Below are 23,011 nucleotides of genomic sequence, written 5' to 3'. Positions count from 1 at the left end.
AATTTTACAGAATTAAGAACATATACAAAAATACAAAATAACTATTCAAATCCTCAAATCAACCAATTTTCAAATATGTACATCCGCACATTCCAACCTATTTCAATCTTTTTTCAGCGAGTTCCTTCCTGTATCTTTCGTTTAATTCAGGTCCGGGGTGTACCAGGATAAATATGCCAGTTCTTTTTTCAACAGCAAGCGGGTTTTTAACTTCGCCAACTTTATGATAGCTTTCAAGATGTGAAGCAAACGTTTTAATATTTCCGCCGCCCTGATCATCAACATAAATGATATACTGGGCGTTAAGGTTATCAGGTGCCCATAAAGTAAAGCTACTGTTTAGGGAAATCACTTCAGGTAAATTATATTGTTTGCCAAAGTGATGGATAGCACCAGCCTCACCATAGTTATCCGCATAAATCTGAGTGTGCTTTTGTTGCTCAGGTGTTAGGCTGTTCCAGGCTTTAACTACACTGGCAGTCATTTCATCCCAGCCGAACATATCACCATAATCCTGCGTTGTAGCGTGTTGCTTATGGTCTTCCCACCGGGTAGCAAAGCTTAAAAAATGTAGGTTGTTGTGTGCAAAGTTAAATATAGCCAAAGTTTGGTTTAACGGTAAAACAGGCAGTACCAACGGAAATAGTAACAAATTTGGAACGGTAAGTAGAGCAATTACCAAACTGCGCAGTGCATAACCCGAAGTTTTTAACCATCGTTCAAAACCAAAACCACCTGCAGCAAACAACATGGGGTAGGCGCCAAACAGGTAGTAGCTTTTGCCGTTCATTATCAACAAAAAAGTAAATATTAAAACAAACGCAACAGCCAGGAATTGAAATTTATGGAGCCTGAATGAAAATAGCAGAAATACAAAACCTGTTAGCCAAACAAACAAGGCTACCCCGTTTACTAAAAGTTCCTGCTTAATAAAATCTGATGGTTTTATAAAGTCCAGCTGCTCCTCCCGTAAAGCTTTCATGTGGGTTATTACGGGCAAATGATGCTGCAACTGCCAGATTAAATTAGGTAAAAATATAAGCAGGGCTAACATTGCAGCTCCAATTATATGTCTGTTTAGCAGCAGCTTGCGATTTTTACTGAATACCAGGCCAATAATTAAAGCAAAAGTAAAAAATGCCATGGTATATTTGGTGAGCAAGCCAAGGCCTACCACTACCCCAAGCAGGTACAAATATTTAACAGCCGGGGTATTGCAATATTTGGTAAGCAGCCAAACAGCCAATACCCACCAAAGCTGGTCAAAAACCACAGGCTGAAAAAGGTATCCGCTGGCAGCAAAAGCAGGAGAAAATATCAGGGCCAGGCAGGCAAGGGCAATAGCAAACCTGCGTCCGCCAAATTCAACGGTAATTAAACCGGTAAACCAAATAATGAGCCCGCTGCAGATAGTAGGGAAAATACGGGCTGCAAAAACCGAATTGCCAAATGCAACTGCGCTTATTTTTGCCAGCAATGCAATAAACGGCGGGACCTCTTTGTAGCCCCAATCCAAATGATCGGCTAAAACAAGGTGCAGCAATTCATCCCGGTGAAAACCAAAATGTGCTATTGCCAATAAATTTAACCCAATTTTAACAGCAACAAAGATCAGTATAAAGGGGGCATACGTTGATCTCCGGTTTTGGTATGGCATATTTTATAAGTGGCTTTGTGATAAAGGTAGATATTTAGTCCGAAAGTCGGTAAAGTCCGGAAGTCCGAAAGAACTTTTTTCGCAAATCTTTCTTTCGGACTTTACTGACTTCCGGTCTTTCGGACTTCCTCAAATCCTCTTAATATTTGCTCCCAAAGCTATCAGGCGCTTATCAATATGCTGATAGCCGCGTTCTATTTGCTCAATGTTATAAATGGTGGATTTGCCTTGAGCCGATAATGCTGCTATAAGCAGGGATACACCGGCACGAATATCAGGAGAAGTCATAGAGATGCCGCGTAATTGAACCTGTTTATCAAGACCGATAACAGTTGCACGGTGCGGATCGCATAAAATTATCTGTGCGCCCATGTCCAGTAACTTATCTACAAAGAACAGGCGGCTCTCGAACATTTTTTGGTGGATCAGCACTGACCCTTTGGCCTGGATAGCAACGACCAGGCAAATACTTAATAAGTCGGGGGTAAAGCCCGGCCATGGAGAATCGGCAATGGTCATGATAGATCCATCAATAAATGTCTCTATTTCATAATGTTTTTGAGCAGGGATGTAAATATCATCACCCCTAAGCTCCAGCTTGATGCCCAAGCGTCTGAACACATCGGGAATCATGCCTAATTCATTATAACATACATTCTTGATGGTGATCTCAGACTCTGTCATTGCTGCCAGCCCGATAAATGAACCTATCTCGATCATATCCGGCAGCAAACGGTGTTCTGTTCCGCCAAGCTCGGTAACACCTTCAATAGTTAGCAGATTAGAACCTATGCCGCTGATTTTTGCACCCATGCGGTTAAGCATTTTGCATAATTGCTGTAAATAAGGTTCGCAGGCCGCATTATATAGGGTAGTAACACCTTTTGCAAGCACTGCAGCCATTACAATATTGGCCGTACCTGTTACTGATGCTTCATCCAATAAAATATAAGTGCCTTTTAAATTGGAGGCATCTACGTTAAAAAATCCGTTTGAAGGATCGTAATCGAACCTGGCGCCAAGTTTTTCAAAGCCCAGGAAGTGTGTATCCAAACGCCTGCGGCCAATTTTATCGCCGCCTGGTTTGGGAATTGATGCCTTACCAAAACGTGCCAAAAGCGGGCCTACAATCATGATCGAGCCACGCAAGCCACCGCCTTTTTCTTTAAAAGCATCAGATAGGAAGAAGTCCAGATCGATGTTTTTTGCTTCAAAACTATAGGTATCGGGTGCCAGTTGTTCAACAATAACGCCCATATCCCCCAGTAATTCTATCAGCTTGTTAACATCTTTTATATCGGGAATATTACTGATGGTTATTTTTTGACTTGTTAAAAGTACAGCAGAAAGAATTTGTAATGCCTCGTTCTTTGCACCCTGTGGTATTATTTCGCCTTTTAATGGTGTGCCGCCAATTATTTCAAATGCGTTACTCATAGGTAGTTTGTTAATGGTTCATAGTTGATGGTTCATAGTTCATGGCAGCTGCAAATATATACTTCTGTTATTTATGCAGATCAATCATTTATTACTATAGATATTATCTATGTTTCACAGTCTTTTGCTATGAACCATTAACTATGAACCATCAACAATTTAATACTTTTTCGGACCGCCGCTATTACGGTTACGATTTTGATTATTATTGTTGTTGTTACGCGGGTTATTGTTGTTATTAGTACGTCCGCGGTTATTTTGATTGTTGTTGGTACGTCCGCGGTTATTATTATTGGTGCTGCTGCTATGCGGATTTGCGCGATATTCAACCCTGTTAAGGTTAATGTTTTCTTCCAGTTTTAACTGGCCGCCTGATAAATTATAAAGGTCGTTTAAGATACTTTCGTCAGTAACAGAATCTTTGTTCCATTGCACGTAGGCCATTTTCATAAAATTAGCAACCGCCTGTGTCATATGGCGTTTACGGTCGGGATCTTCAATGCTTTTGGCTTTCTCTATCATCAGCTCAATGGTTTTACCATAGTGCTTGTATTTTATCCGCTGATGAGGATATTTTAATGGTTCCGGTTTTAGGTGGATAGCCTCCGGAGATGGTTTGGGATACGGTGAATCTACATCAATCTGAAAATCAGAGATGATGTGCAGGTGATCCCACAGTTTATGTTTAAAATCGGCAACATCGCGCAGGTGCGGGTTTAAAAACCCCATCAGGTCTATCACAACCTGTGCATAGCGGTTACGTTCTTCTTTTGTAGGCAGCGCAACAATATATTTTACCATATTTTGTACGTTGCGGCCATATTCAGACAGGATTAACTTATTCCTGGTTGAGTTATAATCAAATTCTTGAGGCATAGTTTTTAAGCCGGTTAATTAATTTGCGAAGATTTTTAAAATTAGCACAGACATTTTTCCCGGTTAGAGTAGGAATTAGAGGCTAAAGTTGAACACTACCTGAATGTAGCAACGCAAATATAAGGCATTTGTGTGGAATTGCAAATATTTGTAGTCCGGAAGTCCGAAAGTCAGTAAAGTCCGAAAGTAAAAAAGTATTTTAGACAGCAGCTAGGCAGTCTCCCTCATTTCTTTCGGACTTCCGGACTTTCCCGACTTTCGGACTACTCCCCACTTAACTCCGCAAAATACTTATGAAACAGTGGAATGGTTTCAATGCCTTTATAGTAATTAAAGATATCGTATTTTTCGTTAGGGGAGTGGAGGGCATCGCTGTCAAGACCAAATCCCATTAATACGGTTTTAAGACCAAGTTCGGCCTCAAACAGGGCTACAATAGGGATGCTGCCACCACCGCGGGTTGGGATAGGATCTTTACCAAATGATTCCTTTATTGCTTTTTGTGCTGCTTTATAAGCTATGCTATCTGTTGGTGTTACAACAGGCTCGCCACCATGATGCGGGGTAACTTTAATTTTTACTGAATGCGGGGCTATCTTTTCAAAATGAGCTGTAAACAATTGGGTGATCTCGTCTGATACCTGGTTGGGTACCAGCCTCATTGATATTTTCGCGAATGCCTTTGACGGTAATACGGTTTTAGCGCCTTCGCCAATATAGCCACCCCAAATGCCGTTTACCTCAAGGGTAGGGCGGGTGCCGGTACGTTCAAGGGTGCTGAATCCTTTTTCGCCCCATAGCTCATCAACTTCCAGGTCTTTTTTATACGCATCCTCGTTATATGGCGCATCATTTAATGCCTTTCGTTCGGCATTGGTCAATTCAATTACTTTATCATAAAAGCCGGGGATGGTGATATGATTGTTTTCATCATGCAGTGAAGCTATCATTTTGGCCAGTATAGTTGCGGGATTCGCAACAGCGCCGCCATAAACACCTGAATGCAGATCGCGGTTTGGCCCGGTTACTTCAACTTCAAGGTATGATAGGCCACGTAAGCCTGTCTCAAGCGAGGGGTTCTCCATGCTGATCATGGATGTATCTGAAATTAATACAACATCAGCCTTTAGCCTGTTTTTGTTTTGCTTTACAAATATACCCAGGTTTGATGAGCCTACTTCCTCTTCGCCTTCAATCATAAATTTGATGTTGCAGGGTAAGGTATTGGTTTGCATCATTAATTCAAATGCTTTTACGTGCATATAGAACTGGCCTTTATCGTCACAAGCACCGCGGGCATAGATCTTGCCATCGCGAACGGTAGGTTCAAATGGTGGCGTTTTCCAAAGTTCCAGCGGATCTGGCGGCTGCACATCATAGTGGCCATATACCAATACCGTAGGTTTTGATGAATCGATTATTTTTTCACCATATACAATAGGATATCCGGCAGTTTGGCAAATTTCAACATTATCCGCTCCCGAATCACGCAATTTATCAGCTACAAATTCAGCAGTTTTTAATACTTCGGGTTTATATTTAGGGTCGGCACTAACGGAAGGAAAACGAAGAAGGGCAAACAATTCTTCCAGTAAACGTTCTTTGTGCTGTTCAACATACTCTTTTATAAGCTGCATAACTATCAATTTGGAGCAAATATAGGGTTTGTTTTTTGAGAAATACAGGCAATTACGAGAACGTTTTAAACATGGAATTAACGAGGTTTTAATAATGCATAATTAAAATTATAACCCGGCTAAACGGGAAAAGAATAATCAAGTTGTTAGCCCTGGAAATGCAGACAGAGAAATGAGAATGGTATAAAGGCCCCGTATGGGGGCAAAAAAAAAGAACCGGAGAGGTTCGTTTTTAGAAAAAATTTATATGCTCAACTGAAAACTTTAATCAGTTGAGCATACAAGTAATAAATTTAGTCACCACTACCTACAGTGTGTTTATCAGTTAAATCAGCACTGTCAACAGTATTATCAGCAAGGTCGCCGCTACCTACAGTGTGTTTATCTGCAAGGTCACCGCTACCTACAGTATGTTTGTCATACAAGTCGCCGCTGCCTACAGTGTGTTTGTCTGCAAGGTCACCGCTACCTACAGTATGTTTGTCATAAAGGTCGCCACTGCCTACAGTGTGTTTGTCTGCAAGGTCGCCGCTACCTACAGTATGTTTGTCATACAAGTCGCCACTGCCTACAGTGTGTTTGTCTGCAAGATCGCCGCTACCTACAGTATGTTTGTCATACAAGTCGCCGCTGCCTACAGTATGTTTGTCAGCCAAATCGCCGCTACCAACCGTGTGTTTGTCAGCTAAAGTTACTGCAGTTGGGTTACCCTTTAAAGTTTGAGCAGAGGTTGAGAGCGCTGCTGAACTTAAAAGGACTACTGCACAGAATAGTACTTTTTTCATGTTGAGTGTTAAATGATATTACTTATATAAAAAATATTTGAACCAGTTATTCAGTTTAAGTTTTGCAATTAATTAATATTACTGTGTATCTTTTTTAAAAGTATTGCGTATAAGTGCTTCTAAATACCGTTTAAAGTTTCATTTCAGCCTGTTTTGTGCCTGGTGAAACAACAGCTGCAGGTTAACTGCTAAAGCTGTAAGGGACATTATTTCCTTATTTTTTTAAAAACTTCAACTAAAAATAAGATAGGTGTAAATTATCTTTATCTTTTTTATAGTACTATTTAAATTGCTTATTGTCAGAAAGTTAACGGTGAATAACGAAATGCCGATGATAAAGGTTGAAGCATAAAAATACACCAAACCTACTTTAGTTCATCAAGAAATCACATGTCAAAATTAACTTATTGGTCTTCCAATAATTTATCAGGCTCAAACTTAATAAATATTTTTCAATAAACAAAATAAATTATTAATTAAGTTATTAATACCGTAGATAATAAATCAAATTATAGTAAATTAGTATAACCTTACCAGACCTTTAACCGTAATAATGTCTTAATGAAAAAAGCCTTCATACTTATATGGTTTTGTTTACTTGCAATTTGTACTTTAATTAAAGGTTACGGGCAGGGTATGGCGCAAGACACTAATACGGTTATCAAACTGAATAAACAGGGTTTTGATAACCGCATGAATAATCCTGACCAAACCGTTTCGAACGCCACAAAAGCACTGGCGATTGCGCAGAAGTTAAATTATAAACCAGGCATTGGCGAATCGTACAGGGTGATGGGGATAGGGTATTATTATTTAAATCAGCCTTTAAAATCGATAGATAATTTTTTAGTTGCGCTTGACTTTTTTCAAAAAATCAAAGATCTGCGAAGTGAAGGAAAAGTATATAATGGCATTGGAAATTTATACAGGGATAATGATTACGATCTGTCATTAGAGTATTTTCAAAAAGCCCTGGTAATAGCGAAAAAATTGTCTGATAATAAACTAATCGCCCCAATATATTTAAATATAGGTAACGTTTATTATCGGAAAAATAGTTTCACCCAGGCATTAAATTATTATGATAAAAGTAATGTACTTTATGCTGCTTTAAAAGATACCGTAAACCTGATCCAATGTTTGCAAAACAAAGGGGTAATGTATTATAACCTCAATCAGTATGATAAAGCGGAACGACTGCTATTAGAAGCAAACAGGGAGGCAAAGCAACTGGATTTAAATATAACAGTTGCAAGTATAGATCTTACCTTTGCCGATATTTACATCGCTCAAAATAAGTTTAAGGAAGCTGAAAGATCAATACGGGAAGGATTAACCTGTGCCCGGATAATTAAAAACGATGTAATAGAATCAGATTTTATATTTACCAGCTATCAGCTGGAGCTGAAAAGGAAAAATTATAAAGCCGCTGTTTATATTTTGAAAGATATTTATCATAAAGACAGCGTTATATATAAAGAAAACTCCAAAACGCAAATAAATGTAAAGCTTGAGCAGGTTAAGCAGCAGGCGCGTCAAAAAGAAAATGAATTTTTATTGGAGCGCCAGAAATATGATCTGGTAAAGTTTTGGGGGGTGGCAATAGTTGCAGGTTTGCTCATGGTATTGGTTGGCTTATTAATCAGCAACGTAAAACGTAAAGCAAAAACTAATGAGCAGCTTACAAACCTTAACGCCGAAGTTTCAAGACAAAAAGATAACCTCGACCGGATCAATCATCACCTGGAAGAAATTATTGATGAAAGAACAAAGGATCTGCAGGTAAAAAACAAAAAACTATCCGAATACTCCTCTTATCTGTCACACCAAATCCGTGGGCCTATAGCTACGCTTAAGGGCTTAATGAACCTCGAAAAAGAGGGCCTGGTTGATCAGGCCGAGTGTATCAAAATGATGAACAAGTGTGTGGGTGAAATTGATAATAAAATAATTGAGATGAGCGATATGTTACACGATCCGGTGAAGACTAGTCTTTAGTCGATAGTCCATAGTCGATAGACCATGGACTGTAGTGGAAAGCAGGTCGGAGCGTTTTCTTAATAAATACCCATGAACACCATAGTCCATTGGCCATGGACTGTAGTTGAAAGTAAGTTAGCGCGCTCTGCTCAATAAATACCATGGACTATGGTCCATCGGCTATCAACTTCCTCACACCTACATGGCTAACGGCCAGCTTGTATGAATTTGAGCCTCAATTAGCCCCAGGTACAAACAATACCATGCTATCATTTGAAGAATTAGTAGTTCACGATGCTTTTTGTAGCCTTTAGTTTCAAATGCCAGCGTTTCATCGCCTGCAGTTACAAAAAATATTTTCTCTCCGGAGCTTGGGGTGAACCGTGATTTTAAAAGATCAAATACCTTAACTTTTAATTTGCTTTTGGGGTCGTGGATGGTTCCATCCTGTAAAGCCTCAGTCTTTGAAATTGATAATAAATAATTTGGCATAGCTAGTAAGTTGTTCGCCTGCCATGTTGCAATTTTTACTCCAAAACCAACCAACGCATTAGCCCTGATTGGTTTTTAAGTATATTATAGGGGAATTATAATTGATTTACTAAAAAAGATAAATATCTATACGTGCCAAATATCCAAATGTTTAGACAATAGTGTCATATTTATTGAACAATCGGGTGGAAATTAAACCATCGCAGGGATCCTGTTTCTTAATTCTTCATAAAGCAGGATAACTTTACGCTGCAGGTTTGCAATTTCAGCTTCGCGATCAATGATCTTCTTTTGAGCAATATTCAGATGTGAAACCTGCGGCTCAATATCTTCAGCATCCAATGCTAACAGGTTAACCACATTGATTTCGTAAATATTTGCAATTTGTTCCAAACGTGATAAATTAATATCCGTAACTCCTGTTTCAATTTTAGAAAAAGCAGGAATAGAAATCCCTAAACGGTTTGCAACATCTTCCTGGCTCCAGCCACGCTGGTGGCGTATGGTGCGGATGTTTTTTCCAACTGATTTGTTGGTCTTCTTTTTTAGATTGTCTGTCATAATCGTTTAATCAAAAGTTTAAATTACATTAGGGATGTAATAGTATAGACAAACTCTATGCCATGTTAATTAATGGGCAAAATGCATTTGCTGTAGAATTAATAAATGTATTATCGGGAAATGTGTGGAATGTTTTCTACAGAAATAGGAAAAAACTTGCTTAATTGTTAACTATTCGTAGCTTGGCAAACTTTAAAAGCAATTGTTTTTGGCCTATCTCTTTAAAAAAGATGGTTGCTTTCACATCGGGTTTATTCCCTTCCAGGGTTAATACCTTGCCAAACCCAAACCTTTCATGTTCAACTTCCATACCAACCTGCAGGTTCGAGGTATCAGAAGGAGCGAAGCCGGCTGTAGGCACGTGTGCTTTGGCTAATATCGAGGTTGTTTTTACTGTTGGCGGCGGCTTAGGCTTTGAAAAGGTATCACTGCTGCTTTTGCTGGTCCATGCGCTGCGTTCATCATCAAAGAAGGGATTATTGCTACTAACCGGTTTTGCCGTAAAATCAAGTTCCAGGTATTGTGCATCAATCTCATCTAGAAAGCGACTCGGCTCACAGCTTATCAGCGTTCCGAATTTAAAACGACTGGTTGCGTAGCTTATAGTTAATTTGGTTTCGGCGCGGGTGGTAGCCACGTAAAACAAGCGGCGTTCCTCCTCCAAATCACTGCGCGAATTAAGCGACATTTGCGATGGAAACAAGTTTTCTTCCAACCCAACAACATACACGTGCGGAAACTCAAGTCCTTTTGAAGAGTGGATGGTCATTAACGAAACCGTATCGGCGTCCTTATTTTTATCATTATCGTCATTGGTTAACAACGCTATATCCTGCATAAAAACGTCCAGGCCTTTTTCTTCTATATCCTCCCGTTCAGAAAACTCTTTTATCCCGTTTAGCAGCTCCTGGATATTTTCATAGCGGTTAAGCCCCTCTACAGATTTATCCTCATAAAGGTCCTTCAACAAACCCGAATGCTGGGCAATATGTAGCGCAGCCTCGTAAGCCGACAGGTTCTTAGTGATCACCTGGAAGCTCTGGATCAGGGTAGCAAACATGCTAACCTTGCCTGCTGTTCGTCCGTCAAGGTATTGAGACGCATTGATGATCACTTCGAAAGGTGTGACCTGGTTTTTATCGGCGCTAACAATAATATGGTCGACGGTGGTGTCGCCAATGCCACGACGCGGATAGTTGATCACCCGCTTTATAGCTTCCTCATCGTTAGGGTTAAAAGTGATCCTGAAATAAGCTATCAGATCCTTTATTTCTTTACGCTGATAAAAAGATAGGCCACCGTATATTTTATAAGGAGTGCCCAGCTTACGCAACGCCTCTTCCATTGAGCGCGATTGCGCGTTGGTACGGTAAAGGATGGCAAAGTCATGCCATTTCATGCCCTTTGTACTCCGTTGCTGCATAATATCCTCAGCAACCAGCTTGCCTTCTTCGTTATCGCTAAAGGCGCGCATCACTTTAATTTTGTCGCCGGTTTCTTTTTCGCTGAATACCCGTTTTTTAAGCTGATCCTTATTATTGGCGATAATGCTGTTGGCTATATTTACAATATTTTGGGTCGACCGGTAGTTTTGCTCCAGCTTAAATATTTTCAGATCCGGGTAATCCTTCTCAAAATTCAGGATGTTCTGGATATTGGCGCCACGGAAAGCATAGATACTTTGTGCATCGTCACCAACCACGCAAATGTTCTCATTAACCGCGGCCAGTTTTTTTACAATAAGGTACTGCGAAAAGTTAGTATCCTGGTACTCATCAACCATCAGGTATTTAAACTTGTGCTGGTATTTGTTCAGTACTTCAGGGTGCAGTTTAAGCAGTTCGTTGGTTTTGTAAAGCAGATCGTCAAAATCCATTGCCCCGGCACGGTAGCAGCGGGTAGCGTAGTTTTGATAGATAAGGCCTAACATAGGCCTCCTGGTTGCGATATCATCCGCCTGGATCTGGTCGTTCTTCTGGTATTCCATCCACGATACCAGGTTATTTTTAGCAGCCGAAATACGGTTAAGCGCAATGTTTGCGCTATACAGCTTATCGTCAAGGTTCATTTCTTTTATAATGGCCCTTAACAAGCTCTTGCTGTCGTCGGTATCATAAATGGTGAAGTTGCTGGGATAGCCAATTTTCTCGGCCTCAATGCGCAGCAGCTTTGCAAAAACAGAGTGAAAGGTACCCATCCAGATATTTTTGGCATCCGGACCTACAATTTTGGTGATCCGGTCGCGCATTTCGCGTGCGGCCTTATTGGTAAACGTTAGCACCAGGATGTTAAACGCGTCAACACCCTTATTGACCAGGTGTGCCACCCGGAAAGTAATAACCCGTGTTTTGCCCGATCCTGCACCGGCAACTATCATTACCGGTCCGTTTATCTGTTCAACTGCTGCCCTTTGTTCGGGGTTTAATCCCTGTAAATAATCCAAATTCTGTTCCTCTTTTCTGCAAAGGCGAAATTAGGATTTTGAGGCGAAAGGAGGAAATGAATTTCGGAATTTGGATGCTGTTTGTTTATGGCGGTTAGGAATACTTCATAGTTCCGGGTGTTTGCTCTTTTTGTATAGCTTAGAATTTATTTACAAAATATTCTTTATTATTAAAGATTTATCTGTATATTTGTACTGTTCAGTTTCCTGAGAGCAGTGTATGTTGTTTGTTTGTAGGTACTCCCCATCCCCGCTAAACAAACAAACAACATCAGGCAGATTCAGTACAGCCGCAACCTTAACCACATCTTGTTTGTGTGTAGGTAGAGGCTGGTCCCGGTAAACAAACAAAACACAGTGTAAAAATAATACAAGGTCTTCCTGATGAAGGGGGATACAGGCCCTTTATGGTTAAAGTGGTTAAAGGGGAGTGTTTTCTAAAATATCATTTTGCCGGGTCGCCGTAAAAACGCAGTGTATGGCGTATTTACCAAATGACGGGCGCCCTCAATTTTCCGGGGCAGTAGCTTGTATTAAGATCTGTGAAGCAGCAGATCACCATCAATTAAAATAATAAACACACATAATTATGCAACAAAACAATCAACAACAAAACAATCAAGCATGCGAAATAACCCACGTTAAAACCTTTGAACAGCTTGAACCTTTCCCGGAGCAATTAAACCCGGTACAATCAGACCCTAAAGACCTGATTCAGGTGCAATCAATAAATAATTGTCTCAGGCTGGCAAGCGGCAGGCCTGTTCCCAAAATGCTTTTTGGTAAGTTTTGGTACCAGGGAGAGCTGTGTATCCTTTTTGCAGATAGTAACCTGGGCAAATCAATACTTGCCGTACAAATTGGCAATGGTATAAGTTCAGGCAACTGTATGCCGCCTTTTGAGCTTGAGGCAGCGCCACAGCCTGTATTATACTGCGATTTTGAGCTTACTGATAAGCAGTTTGAGGCGCGTTATTCTGCCGGTTATAAAGACCATTATATTTTTAAGCCTGATTTTTACCGGGCCGAGATGAATATGGATAACGAGGTGCCCGAAGGGTTTAAAGACTTTGATGAATACCTTATTGCCGGCCTTGAACGTGCCATTGTGCAAAGCAAAGTAAAAGTTATTATAGTTGATAACCTTACCTACCTGCGCAACGAAACCGAGCAGGCCAAGGATGCGCTGCCGCTGATGAAGCAATTAAAGAATTTAAAGAAGAAATACGATCTTTCGATGCTGGTGCTGGCGCATACCCCAAAGCGCGACCTAACCCAGCAAATAACGCTTAACGACCTGCAGGGCAGTAAAATGCTGATGAACTTTTGCGATAGCGCCTTTACCATTGGCGAGAGTACCCAGGATAAAGGCTTGCGTTATTTAAAGCAGATAAAACAGCGCAATACTGAGCAGGTTTACGGGTATGATAACATCTGCGTGTGCCGGATCAGCAAGCCTTTTAATTTTTTGCAATACGAATTTGTAAACTATGGTAATGAGCTTGATCACCTTCGCAAATTAAAGGCGCCTGTAAAAAGTGAACACATAGAGGACGTGGTTAATCTGCGGCTGCAGGGCCTTACCCTGCGCGAAATTGCTGATAAGCTGGGCATCACCCTTGGCAAGGTAGACTGGCTTTTAAAAGCAGCCAATAAAAAGGGATAAGGTTTTGTTTGTTTGTTTACCGGTGAGGGAGGGGGCCTACAAACAAACAACTTTATACTTATATTCTTCCAATCATCCTCCGTTCGGCTGCATATCCATGCCGGAGGATGGTTGGATATCTCTCCCCATACAAACAAGATGATCAATCTACATCCAAACCAACACCGCACCCAAAGCTATGGCAGCGGGGAGCATTTGTTTAACCAGGATGGCTTTTCCGGCTGTTAATCCTCCATACAAACCGGCAACTATCACGCAGCCCAAAAAGAACATCGCCACATTTTTAGCCCATACAGGATCACCAATCAGCAACGACCATATTAAGCCTGCCGCCAAAAAGCCATTGTAAAGCCCCTGGTTAGCGGCAAGCGTTCGGGTTGGCTCAAATAGTTCTGCCGGGAAGCTTTTAAAAGTTTTCCGGCCTTTGGTTGTCCATGCAAACATCTCTATCCATAAAATATAAATATGTTCAATTGCAACCAGGGCTATTAATATTAACGCGATAAGTTTCATGGTGGTTTAAATTGATTTTTATAAAATTATGCTAAATCTTAAACATTATGCAAAATATTATTGAGCTGTAAATTGCCCTTTTCCACAGTCGTTCGGTTGCAGCCTGGGCTTATTCCGGTTTCTTTAATTAGATTCTTACGGAAAATTGACCCTGTAAACTTCGATACTCCCTTAGCGGCGGCTTCTTCAAGCCTACTCAACTCACTAATCTCACTCACTTTTGCAAAGTCAGCCTCTGCGAAGCCTAATTGTAATACTTCACCAACAAATGTTCCTCATACAGGACCTTTATCGAGCCAATTCCCTCTTGCAAACTTAACAGTAGAATGATTGCATTCTTTATGCTACCATTCCTTAATCCTTTAATCAGTGAACTCGCTGTTTCCCATGGCGCCTGGCGCAATAGCCTGCGGGTTATTTGTCCTGCAGGCTATTGCGCTTGTTGGCAGGGGAGCCTCAAAAAGCCCTTGTGGCAGTAGGAGGGCTTAAAACAACAAACTTGCGACAGCACCGGAGCAAACTAAATATAGCGGGATTTTACAATACCTAATGTTTGAAATAATTGAATATGAATGTAAATCAATAATATAAATACAACAATACTAAGTACTTTAATCCACTTGTTAGAGTGCTCGTCACTTTTAACAGCCATTAGCAACATAACCAGGCATGGTGCTAAGCCGATAAAAAGTAATAAATGTACAAATCCCATTCCTTCAAAATCATGTACACCTCCAGCAAAAAGTTTGATCCCAACGTCATTAAGTCCTATACATAAGTAAGACAAAACTGATTTTGCGAGTATTTTGAAACTGTTATGTGTAAATAGAATTAAATAAGTCATTAACGACATTATAATGGGAGAAAACAAAACTCCAAACGGAGGTAAGAAGTGTCCTCCAGTTACACTTAACAATAACATAAATATTAATAAGCTAATAAGCTTTGCTCTCTTTAGTTTCATATAACTTTATTGATTTTATTTTGGAGGGTCATTAGGTAAAAAAGTAGGTTTTGATAGAGGTTCTGCTGTCACTGTTCCTTTTCTTTCCTTTTTAGGAGCGCCTTCAACAAAAACTCTTAGGTGTCCTCCTGGATTATTTCTAACTATACTATCAAATCTCCAATTAGGTATTCTACTCATAGTTATTCGGTCCATGTCCATTTCAGGATTATATGACTTATCATATCCGGGATCCAACTTCCCTGCACTTAGTGCATCGGAAGCGACATCTATACAGCTCTGATCTAAAACATTGTAATCGCTTTCTACAGCTTCTTTAGCCGCCGCTTCCATTTTTTTATCCGTTGCTTCATCTGTTTTAATCTCATAAGTTCGATCGTAGGGGCCATCACGTTTGTTTTCTTGACTATTTTCAAAATCCTTTAGCGTTTTAAAAACCTTTGCACCTTTTTCAGGGCTAACATCAGATTTACCATGGGTTCCGAAATTTTTTGTAGTACCATTTTTAGCGTAATATTTATATCCAGTTTTTGAATTACCAATTAATACAGCTGCATGGCCTGCCCCAAATACATGTGAGGTAGCATTAAGTACGATTAAGTCTCTGCCATCGGGATCAATTGAAGTTATTGGATTACTACTTACGTAACTGTACGGAGATATTGAAACGTAACTACTTGCATGTGGATCAACTGTTGCCCATCTTCCTACCACCGGATCATAGAACCTTGCGCCATAATCGTACTGATTAGTTAAATCAGTCTGAACCTCCTTTCCATTATAAAGAAAACGGTTATGATTCGAAAAATCGTAGCCACCTGTTTTTCTTAAACCAAATGAATAATATTCGTCTTCCTGTATTTCCCTTGCATTCCCGGTTGTGGGGTCTTTATCAAAACTTGCCCTTACATTGCCCAGATGATCTTTCAGGTTATATTCATAATGATAAGTGGTGCCCTGGAGCACCGCTCTACCTTCTTCGGTTTGCACAAACTGGGTAATAGTACCACTGAAATTATTAACCACTATCCCGTCAATATAATCCCACGTTCCGTCACTGCCAGTATTCTGTAGTTTGTGGCCTGTTGCATCGTAGGTATAAGAGGCAAGGGGTGTGGCTCCATTGGTTACTGTTCTGGGCAAATTCAGTAAATTATAATTGATAGTTTTACTAACCGTATTTCCGTCTGAAGTGGCATTGCCATTGTTATCATAAGTATAGCTTTTGTAGGCAGTCCCGTTATTGGTTACGGTTTGCAGCTGATTGCTTTGGTTGCCATTATAATAGATGTAAGCCAAAACTGCAGGGCTGCCGCCTGTTCGGGTCAATGCTGTGATATTCCCCATCATATTGTAACCAATGTGCTCATTTAGCAGGTTACTTGTTGAAGCGGCATCCGTTAAACGGTTTAAAGGATCATAAGTATAATTAAAGCTTTTACTGCCGCTGTGTACTCCTAAATATAACATCTCGGAAATATTTCCGTTAAATTCAGGTGTTACACCTGCATCAGGGCTATTGTATCTCAGGCCGAAACTGAACAGGTTACTGCTTGCACCTGCTGCGCTAATCCAGCCGCGTTCATTGTAAGTGTAAGGCACATCCTGCAAAAAGCTTGATCCGCTGTTTTCGCTGTGAAGGTGCTTGGTTTTTAACTGTCCTATTTCATTGTAATCCGCCTGGCTAATCAACGTACCGCCTGGTTGAGTCAGGGATTCGTCCCATACTACTTTCCATATTTGGGTCTGCCTGCCCATGTGATCATAATAATATTGTGTTCCAATACCAATTTTAGGTGTGCTGCCAGGTGATACAATATGAGCCCGGGAGGTATGGGCAATTTGATTATCAAAATTATAAGTGCTAGTGGTAATGTCATAATTGCCGGTGTTATACGCTGGCTGCCCACCCTGGTAATGCTGTTTTATGGTTAATGTCTCTCTCCCAAAGCCATCATAACCATGTACCCCCCACAACATTGATCCGATTGTGCCGTCTGAATTTAATATCGCCGTTTTAGTGCCGGTTAACAGGCCGGTAGGAGGGATTAATGAACCGGTAAAACTTGTATATGGGTTACCAGGGAAGTTGTAATCATCATAATAGTTAACAGTTAATAAGGTGCCTTGTGGGTTGATTGCTGCATAACCAGTTGCTGTACTGTTATCCCTGGTTAACCATAGGATTGTTTGACCCGCCTGCCAGTTAACCAGCCATTGTTCAAGCACACGGCTGGGTGTGGAAATGTTTGGATCGGCAGCACTTCCTGTAGCTCCTAATGATGACCAAATTCCTGTTATGACCTCTCTGCCCATCGCATCATATTGCATATAAGTCCAAACCTGCGGGTTTTGGCTGCGCTGGTTAGCATCCTGTGTAAAGGTTATCTGGTCGAGTGCGTTATACACCATAAACTCCCAGCCCTTGCCGGGGATCTTTTTTTCTGTCAGCCGGTTACGGCCGTCATAGCGGTACTGGTAGCAATAATTATCCAGTGTAGGCTGGCTTATGGTTGCTGCTGCGTCACCGTTTGCTGCGGGGGGCAGTATAAAGGCCAGGTTACCCAAATCGTCATATACGTAGTAGGTGCTTAGTACCGGCTGTGCGGAATCAGCGCTATAAACACGCTTTAAAACCGCGCGCCCATCTTCATCCTTATATTCCTCTGTGGTACCTGCTCTGCCGCTCACCCAGTTCTCATCTTTAGTAATGGTTACATATAGCATTCCTGCGGTATAGTAGCCGTTGGGTACCAACATACGGCTCTGATCGGCAGCATTTATAGTTACATTGTATAACGCTGCTTTACTGCCGTTTACCGGGTCGGCCGTATAGGAATTTCCATTGTTATTGGTATATGTTATTTTGACGGTATGGCCTGTACCCCCTGTAACTACTTGCCACGGCGTCCCGGGTGCACCTTGTTCAATAACCCTGTTCAATGGAGATGGCTCAAAGCCGGTTTGTGCAAATGGCAACGGGTTTACTACGATGCCGTTTACCTGTTGTGTGCCACTGACACCATTGCCGGTTGGGTTGTAAAATTTTGATACGCCTGCTCCCGGAGTAAATGCATCTGCTTTGAAGCTCCCATCATTTGTGGTTGCTGCGTAGGGCAGGTATTTTTGTGCTTTACGTCCATATTGGTCATATGCAATGGACTGTACAATATCATTGCCTAATGGGGAGCCTTTTACCTGTATCGTTTGCAGGGGGCGGCCCAGGCCATCAATGTATTGCACCGTCTGCATTAGGTCGCAAGTGCCCCGCCCGGCCAGGCTATTCTGATCAGTTATTGCCGTCCTTGGAACGGAGGTAAGAATATAGTTCCGGTTGGCACTCGCTGCCGTGCTTAGCAGCTGGCAGTCAGGGTTGGCTATATACAGCTGAAGGCTGTTTCCCGCGCTGGCCGTAAAGCCGAAGTCGGTCAGCGTTATACTGCTGTAATTGTAATAAGAACCTGCTGCAGGTGTGCCTGTCATTGTTGGCCCCACTAACTGTGCCTTTAAGCTCAAAGCCGGAAGAAGCAGCATAAATACCGCCATCGAAAACTTCAGCCTGCTTTTTATATTAATAGTTATGTTAAACATATTGATAAGATAGGTGGTTGATACTAAGTTTACTGGCCCTGGTAATGATAATCCGTGTGTTTGATGATGTTTCCGTCTTTATCTTTTATATTGATCAAACGCTGTAAATTATCATACTCATAATAAGTGGTCTGATTCTTGGCATCCGTCATACTGGTTAAGCCCGTAATGGGAGCATAAGTATATGTTTCCATTTGAGCATCGGAAGGGTAAAGCCTTAATTCATCGATTAGGCAGCTGCCAACGAACTGCACCATACCTGTTCCTGAAATAATGTGTTTGAAATAAGTCCATCCGTTTACCGTTTGTCCTTTAACAACTATGTTAGAAGTAAGATAAGACGAGCCATTAGTTAACCCAAGTGCTGTAACCTGATTTTTAATCCAATAAGAAATAATATAAGTTTTTCCCGAATTTAGATGATTGTCGTTAATATGTGCACTGCTTAAATCGTAACATTTGGTGCCTGTCGGAGCAGTTGCATCAGCCAAAATTGCCGACTTTGTTAAATTCCAACCACCGCTGCCATCAGCCTCGAACGAGGTATACGCAATATCCGCAGATACTGCATTGGTTACTTTAGCTATAGGATACTGGCCATTATAATCCCAAATATAGGCTTGATTAGTGCCTCCCATTGTATGCTGCTGCAATATGTTTCCATGGAGATCATAAGCATCAAACGATAAAAAGGGTTTGTAATTTTGATTTTTTGTTATTCCACCATTACTTATCCCCGCCGGCAAATAGTTGGCTATAGGAATTACAGACTCAATACGGAAAATAGTATCCGCCAGTGGTTGATTGGCTTTGTAGGTGGTTAGGTACCCCGCAATGAGCTGAGGATTTGTTCCGTTTGCATTTTTCTTAGTAGTATAATCCTCAATAATCGGGTTAACTATATGCTGCGATTGTAAATTGTAGATGGCCAGGGCACTTGTATTTCCAGCATTTGCAAAAATATTTTTATAATCAAGCGGATATGTAATATATCGATCAATTAATTCCCCTTTACTATTTGTACTTTCAATAAAATTGGGTTTAAGACAATTAGGAGAATAGGTGATAGTTGTGTTTTTGATTACATAGGACAATGGATTGTCGCTGTTGTAGATTTTTGTTGTCTTTCCGGACAATTGTTTGGCAATATTGCCTATCGTAGGATATTCGGAATATAGATTATAATTCGGATAAAACCATTCGTATTGTATGTAATTACAGGAGGATATCTGGAAATGATAATTGCTTACTAAGCGGTTTCTTATGCCATAGACATAAGCTGGTCCAATGTTTTGAGGGGTATATATATTATAGGTGTTATTTTCTTCCGTTACCGGATTGCCATTTTGATTGTAATGAACTTCTGACATTAGCAATCCCCTGTTCCATTCATAGTTTAAACTTGGCGCAAGTGGTAAAGTATAAGAACTATTATCCATACCGTCCAGATCCGGAGTATAGGTATTGTCAACGTTAAAAGTACCATAACAGTTCATGATTACTTTAGAAATAACTCCTGAAGGTGTACTGAACAAACCATCACAATAACCAACCACATTAGGATCACAGCCACTCCCGGTATCCTGGGTGTCTCCATACCTCCCCGGTGTGCTATACTTTCGTATCGTTTTACCATTCCCGCTTGCAGTTTCAGTTATTTCAGAGTATCCTACATTTACGCCGTCAAATCCACTCATCGAATATTGCGGTACATTTCCTATTACAAGGTTATGGTTGTAATAATCTATCCTGTTTGGATCAAATTCTGAATCTATTCCTGGTCCTGTGTTAGGAGTTCCCGGCCAATAACGGAAGAAGTTTTCAGCATAGGCATAAACCGGAAGATTAAAAAGAGCTCCACTTGAAAGAGACGGGTTGGCCGTTTGCAAATAGGAATATTGTTTTATAATATCGTTGACATGGCTTATGCCATCATATGTGGTAGATTGTTTTAGTCGGAGCCCACCTCCTGTCCTGTTTTCCCCTGCATCAAAAAAAGTGTTGGGTTCAAATTGAAAAGAGGTTGTTCCGCCCGTTGGATAGGTAATTTGATTGATCGTGCCGGATATTATTGCTGCGGCATTGGTAGAACGGTCAGCTCCCGGAATAGTAAACTTTGGCGGGGTGTTGTCGATGTTATAAACAGCAAATCTCTTACGACCGGAAAATCCCGTAGTATATATGTAAATGGTTGGTATTTTACTATAACTTCCGTTATTATTGAAATTGCCCCATATATCTTCCTGAGCAGAAAAGCGGTTGGGTAGCGGGATATCATTGTTATAAGAGAATAAATAAGGTTTTTTTGATAAAACCCCATCAGACCCTAATTCGGTTATTTGATCCAGCATCAGCCTTTTATTCGGGTCGCCGTGTGCGGCAGGATCGCTTAGGGTCGTAGGGGCATTTGGATTATAGTCGAGATTATGGTCTATAAGACTTTGTAAATAATGATAGGTTAATGCAAATTGTTTAATGATGGTTTGGGTACCGGCGGCATCTTTAGAATAGATCCGGATACCGGTTAAAGCGCTTGACCCTATTAAATCCAGACGGGATTGGTTAGCGTCAAAATAAACTTTAAAATCATCTCCCTCAATACTTGTCAGCCTTTTGCCATAAACTGTATTTCTGCCTATGGTGTTGGTGTATTCCGTTGCATAATTACTGATATTGAAGCCGCGGCATTCAAGGCCTATCGGAAAATCGGTAACATAATTCTCACCAGCATAAGTGAAATTAATTGTTTTGCCCAATACTGTTGTTATCCTTGTCAAATACCATGAGGTAAAATAATCACTGCCCGGATAACTGTCATGCGGCTGTGTAATCGGATCAAAGAACGGTGAGAAATGACTGATAGTTGAGGTGTATTCCTGCTGGTCGAAAAAATATTTGTTACCATCCTCATCGGTGATCGTGAAAGATTTTATCCAATAGGAACTTCCTGCATTCGATGGAACGCTCGGGTTTGTTATACCGCTGAAACTATATTCTATTTTAACATCCTGGTAAGGAATAAGCAATGCCTTGTGATTTCCGGCCCCTGCGAAGTTCAACATACCGCCTGTGCCCTGGTCAAAAACAAATTTTCCAACATGGTCATTAAAATTAAAATGAAAAACGTCAGGTTCCGTATCTATACCTTGATAGCGCATATAGGACAAGGCCCAGGATTTATCATTGGTGTTCCATGATTTATCCTTTGAATTATTACCATATACTCCTCCTTTATAATTAGAATACAAAAAACCGTTAACTCCTGGCCCAGCAGAATAGGCCCAAGCGTAAAAATCATTATTTGCATCTAAATTTACACCTGGGATCGGATTTGGGATTTGTCCTAATAAAGCATTACTAACATCATCAGCACCGCCCATAGTATTACGGGTAATTACGCCACCAGCATTTAAACTCCATCCTAACCCTACCCAGCTGGCTATATCGTTAACCTTAATGCCTGATGCGTTATAACTAAATGATATCGGGAGTTTATACCCCCCTTCATTAATTTCATATAGGGGAATGTTAATTTTAGGAGTGCCAGTAAAATCGGCTACCGGATAATTAGAATAAACTCCCAAACCTGCCGCCGTTGGAGAAGGGCTTCCTACTGTGATTAAATGACGTGAAGGTAAAACGTTTGTTGCATCAGATTGCTGCTGTACTTGCGCAAAAAGTTTCAAATTCACTAAATTGAAAATAATTAAGAATAGTAATTTTTGCTTTGTCATTATTTAGATGTTTTATTTTGTAACTGAACTTTTGACTAAGTTTATTTAGTTGATTTTTTAATAATTTGAGTTGTGAGGCTTGATCTTTTTCCTTTTTGTCCTTCTCTATCAAATAAAGCGTCAGCTTTTGCACCAACACCTTATTCATTTCACCCGGGTTAATGCCGTTCTTTTTAATTTCGGCAGCGGCGGCCACATTAGGTAAATGGTGGTTTTTATCTAGCATAATAGGATATGCACAATTGTTCAGTAGTGGCCTGTGTTTCCAATTTTACATTTGGCGCTCCCGTTCCTATGCCAACGTTATAACCAGGATTTGCAGAAAGGAGAATAATGCTGGTACCCGAAGTTTTTCATTGTGCCTTATAGGTTATTGTAAATACTAAAAATGCGGTAGCTATTACTAAAAAAGCTTTCATATAATGATGGTTTTTGGGGGTATTGATCAGATTATATGGATGGGTTTTTGGCAATTACTAATCCCCTATGCTTTGGTTAAACAGGAGCAAATAATTTTCTAAATGGCTGTAAATGCAGGTAAATGCCGATGCCGGTTTTAAGGATTTGTTTTTCATTGTGTAAGGGTTAGTCATGGATATCGTTATGCCTACGAAATTGTTTGAGGAAGATAATTAAAAAATATTCAATTATAAATTACAAGCAGAAACTTATTGT

Annotated in this window: 14 protein-coding genes; 2 read left to right on the top strand and 12 right to left on the bottom strand. The window is 40.5% G+C overall.

Annotation, left to right across the window (positions count from 1 at the left end):
* Positions 1-97: 97 nt before the first annotated feature.
* The 5 genes from BUE31_RS25285 to BUE31_RS25265 all read right to left on the bottom strand — a co-directional run bounded on the left by BUE31_RS25285 (position 98) and on the right by BUE31_RS25265 (position 6,392).
* A complete protein-coding gene (locus BUE31_RS25285) occupies positions 98-1,657 on the bottom strand; it encodes a glycosyltransferase family 39 protein (protein ID WP_073406651.1) in 1,560 nt (519 codons plus the stop codon).
* A 129-nt stretch (positions 1,658-1,786) separates the two neighbouring features.
* Positions 1,787-3,094, bottom strand: coding sequence for a UDP-N-acetylglucosamine 1-carboxyvinyltransferase (gene murA, locus BUE31_RS25280; protein WP_073406650.1), 1,308 nt, complete (start codon positions 3,092-3,094; stop codon positions 1,787-1,789).
* Positions 3,095-3,253: 159 nt separating this feature from the next.
* Positions 3,254-3,970: a DUF4290 domain-containing protein gene (locus tag BUE31_RS25275; RefSeq protein WP_073406649.1), complete on the bottom strand. Its 717-nt coding sequence runs from the start codon at positions 3,968-3,970 to the stop codon at positions 3,254-3,256.
* Between the two features lie 263 nt (positions 3,971-4,233).
* On the bottom strand, positions 4,234-5,607 hold the full coding sequence (locus BUE31_RS25270; RefSeq protein ID WP_073406648.1) for a dipeptidase: 1,374 nt from the start codon (positions 5,605-5,607) through the stop codon (positions 4,234-4,236).
* Between the two features lie 293 nt (positions 5,608-5,900).
* Entirely contained in the window at positions 5,901-6,392 is a 492-nt protein-coding gene (locus BUE31_RS25265; RefSeq protein WP_073406647.1) for a hypothetical protein, read from the bottom strand.
* Positions 6,393-6,953: 561 nt separating this feature from the next.
* Here BUE31_RS25265 and BUE31_RS25260 point away from each other — a divergent pair.
* On the top strand, positions 6,954-8,390 hold the full coding sequence (locus BUE31_RS25260) for a tetratricopeptide repeat protein (protein WP_073406646.1): 1,437 nt from the start codon (positions 6,954-6,956) through the stop codon (positions 8,388-8,390).
* Between the two features lie 180 nt (positions 8,391-8,570).
* Here BUE31_RS25260 and BUE31_RS25255 read toward each other — a convergent pair whose 3' ends face one another.
* The 3 genes from BUE31_RS25255 to BUE31_RS25245 form a co-directional block, all read right to left on the bottom strand.
* Positions 8,571-8,864, bottom strand: coding sequence for a hypothetical protein (locus BUE31_RS25255; RefSeq protein WP_073406645.1), 294 nt, complete (start codon positions 8,862-8,864; stop codon positions 8,571-8,573).
* A 192-nt stretch (positions 8,865-9,056) separates the two neighbouring features.
* The gene (locus BUE31_RS25250; protein ID WP_073406644.1) at positions 9,057-9,425 is read right to left on the bottom strand and encodes a helix-turn-helix domain-containing protein; all 369 of its coding nucleotides are present in this window, start codon (positions 9,423-9,425) and stop codon (positions 9,057-9,059) included.
* A gap of 160 nt (positions 9,426-9,585) precedes the next feature.
* The gene (locus BUE31_RS25245; protein WP_073406643.1) at positions 9,586-11,868 is read right to left on the bottom strand and encodes an ATP-dependent helicase; all 2,283 of its coding nucleotides are present in this window, start codon (positions 11,866-11,868) and stop codon (positions 9,586-9,588) included.
* Between the two features lie 589 nt (positions 11,869-12,457).
* On the opposite strand from BUE31_RS25245, the gene BUE31_RS25240 reads away from it, so the two are divergent.
* Positions 12,458-13,534 (top strand): AAA family ATPase, encoded by a 1,077-nt coding sequence (locus BUE31_RS25240; protein WP_083620310.1) that lies wholly within the window; start codon positions 12,458-12,460, stop codon positions 13,532-13,534.
* A gap of 147 nt (positions 13,535-13,681) precedes the next feature.
* Here BUE31_RS25240 and BUE31_RS25235 read toward each other — a convergent pair whose 3' ends face one another.
* The 4 genes from BUE31_RS25235 to BUE31_RS25220 all read right to left on the bottom strand — a co-directional run bounded on the left by BUE31_RS25235 (position 13,682) and on the right by BUE31_RS25220 (position 22,336).
* Positions 13,682-14,047: a DUF1304 domain-containing protein gene (locus tag BUE31_RS25235; RefSeq protein ID WP_073406642.1), complete on the bottom strand. Its 366-nt coding sequence runs from the start codon at positions 14,045-14,047 to the stop codon at positions 13,682-13,684.
* A 520-nt stretch (positions 14,048-14,567) separates the two neighbouring features.
* Entirely contained in the window at positions 14,568-15,011 is a 444-nt protein-coding gene (locus BUE31_RS25230; RefSeq protein WP_073406641.1) for a hypothetical protein, read from the bottom strand.
* Positions 15,012-15,026: 15 nt separating this feature from the next.
* Positions 15,027-18,602 (bottom strand): DUF6443 domain-containing protein, encoded by a 3,576-nt coding sequence (locus BUE31_RS25225; RefSeq protein WP_073406640.1) that lies wholly within the window; start codon positions 18,600-18,602, stop codon positions 15,027-15,029.
* A gap of 29 nt (positions 18,603-18,631) precedes the next feature.
* Positions 18,632-22,336 (bottom strand): hypothetical protein, encoded by a 3,705-nt coding sequence (locus tag BUE31_RS25220; RefSeq protein WP_143167256.1) that lies wholly within the window; start codon positions 22,334-22,336, stop codon positions 18,632-18,634.
* Between the last annotated feature and the right edge of the window lie 675 nt (positions 22,337-23,011).

Source organism: Mucilaginibacter sp. OK098, assembly GCF_900142915.1.
Classification (GTDB): Bacteria; Bacteroidota; Bacteroidia; order Sphingobacteriales; family Sphingobacteriaceae; genus Mucilaginibacter.
This window is presented reverse-complemented; position numbering and strand designations above follow the sequence as displayed.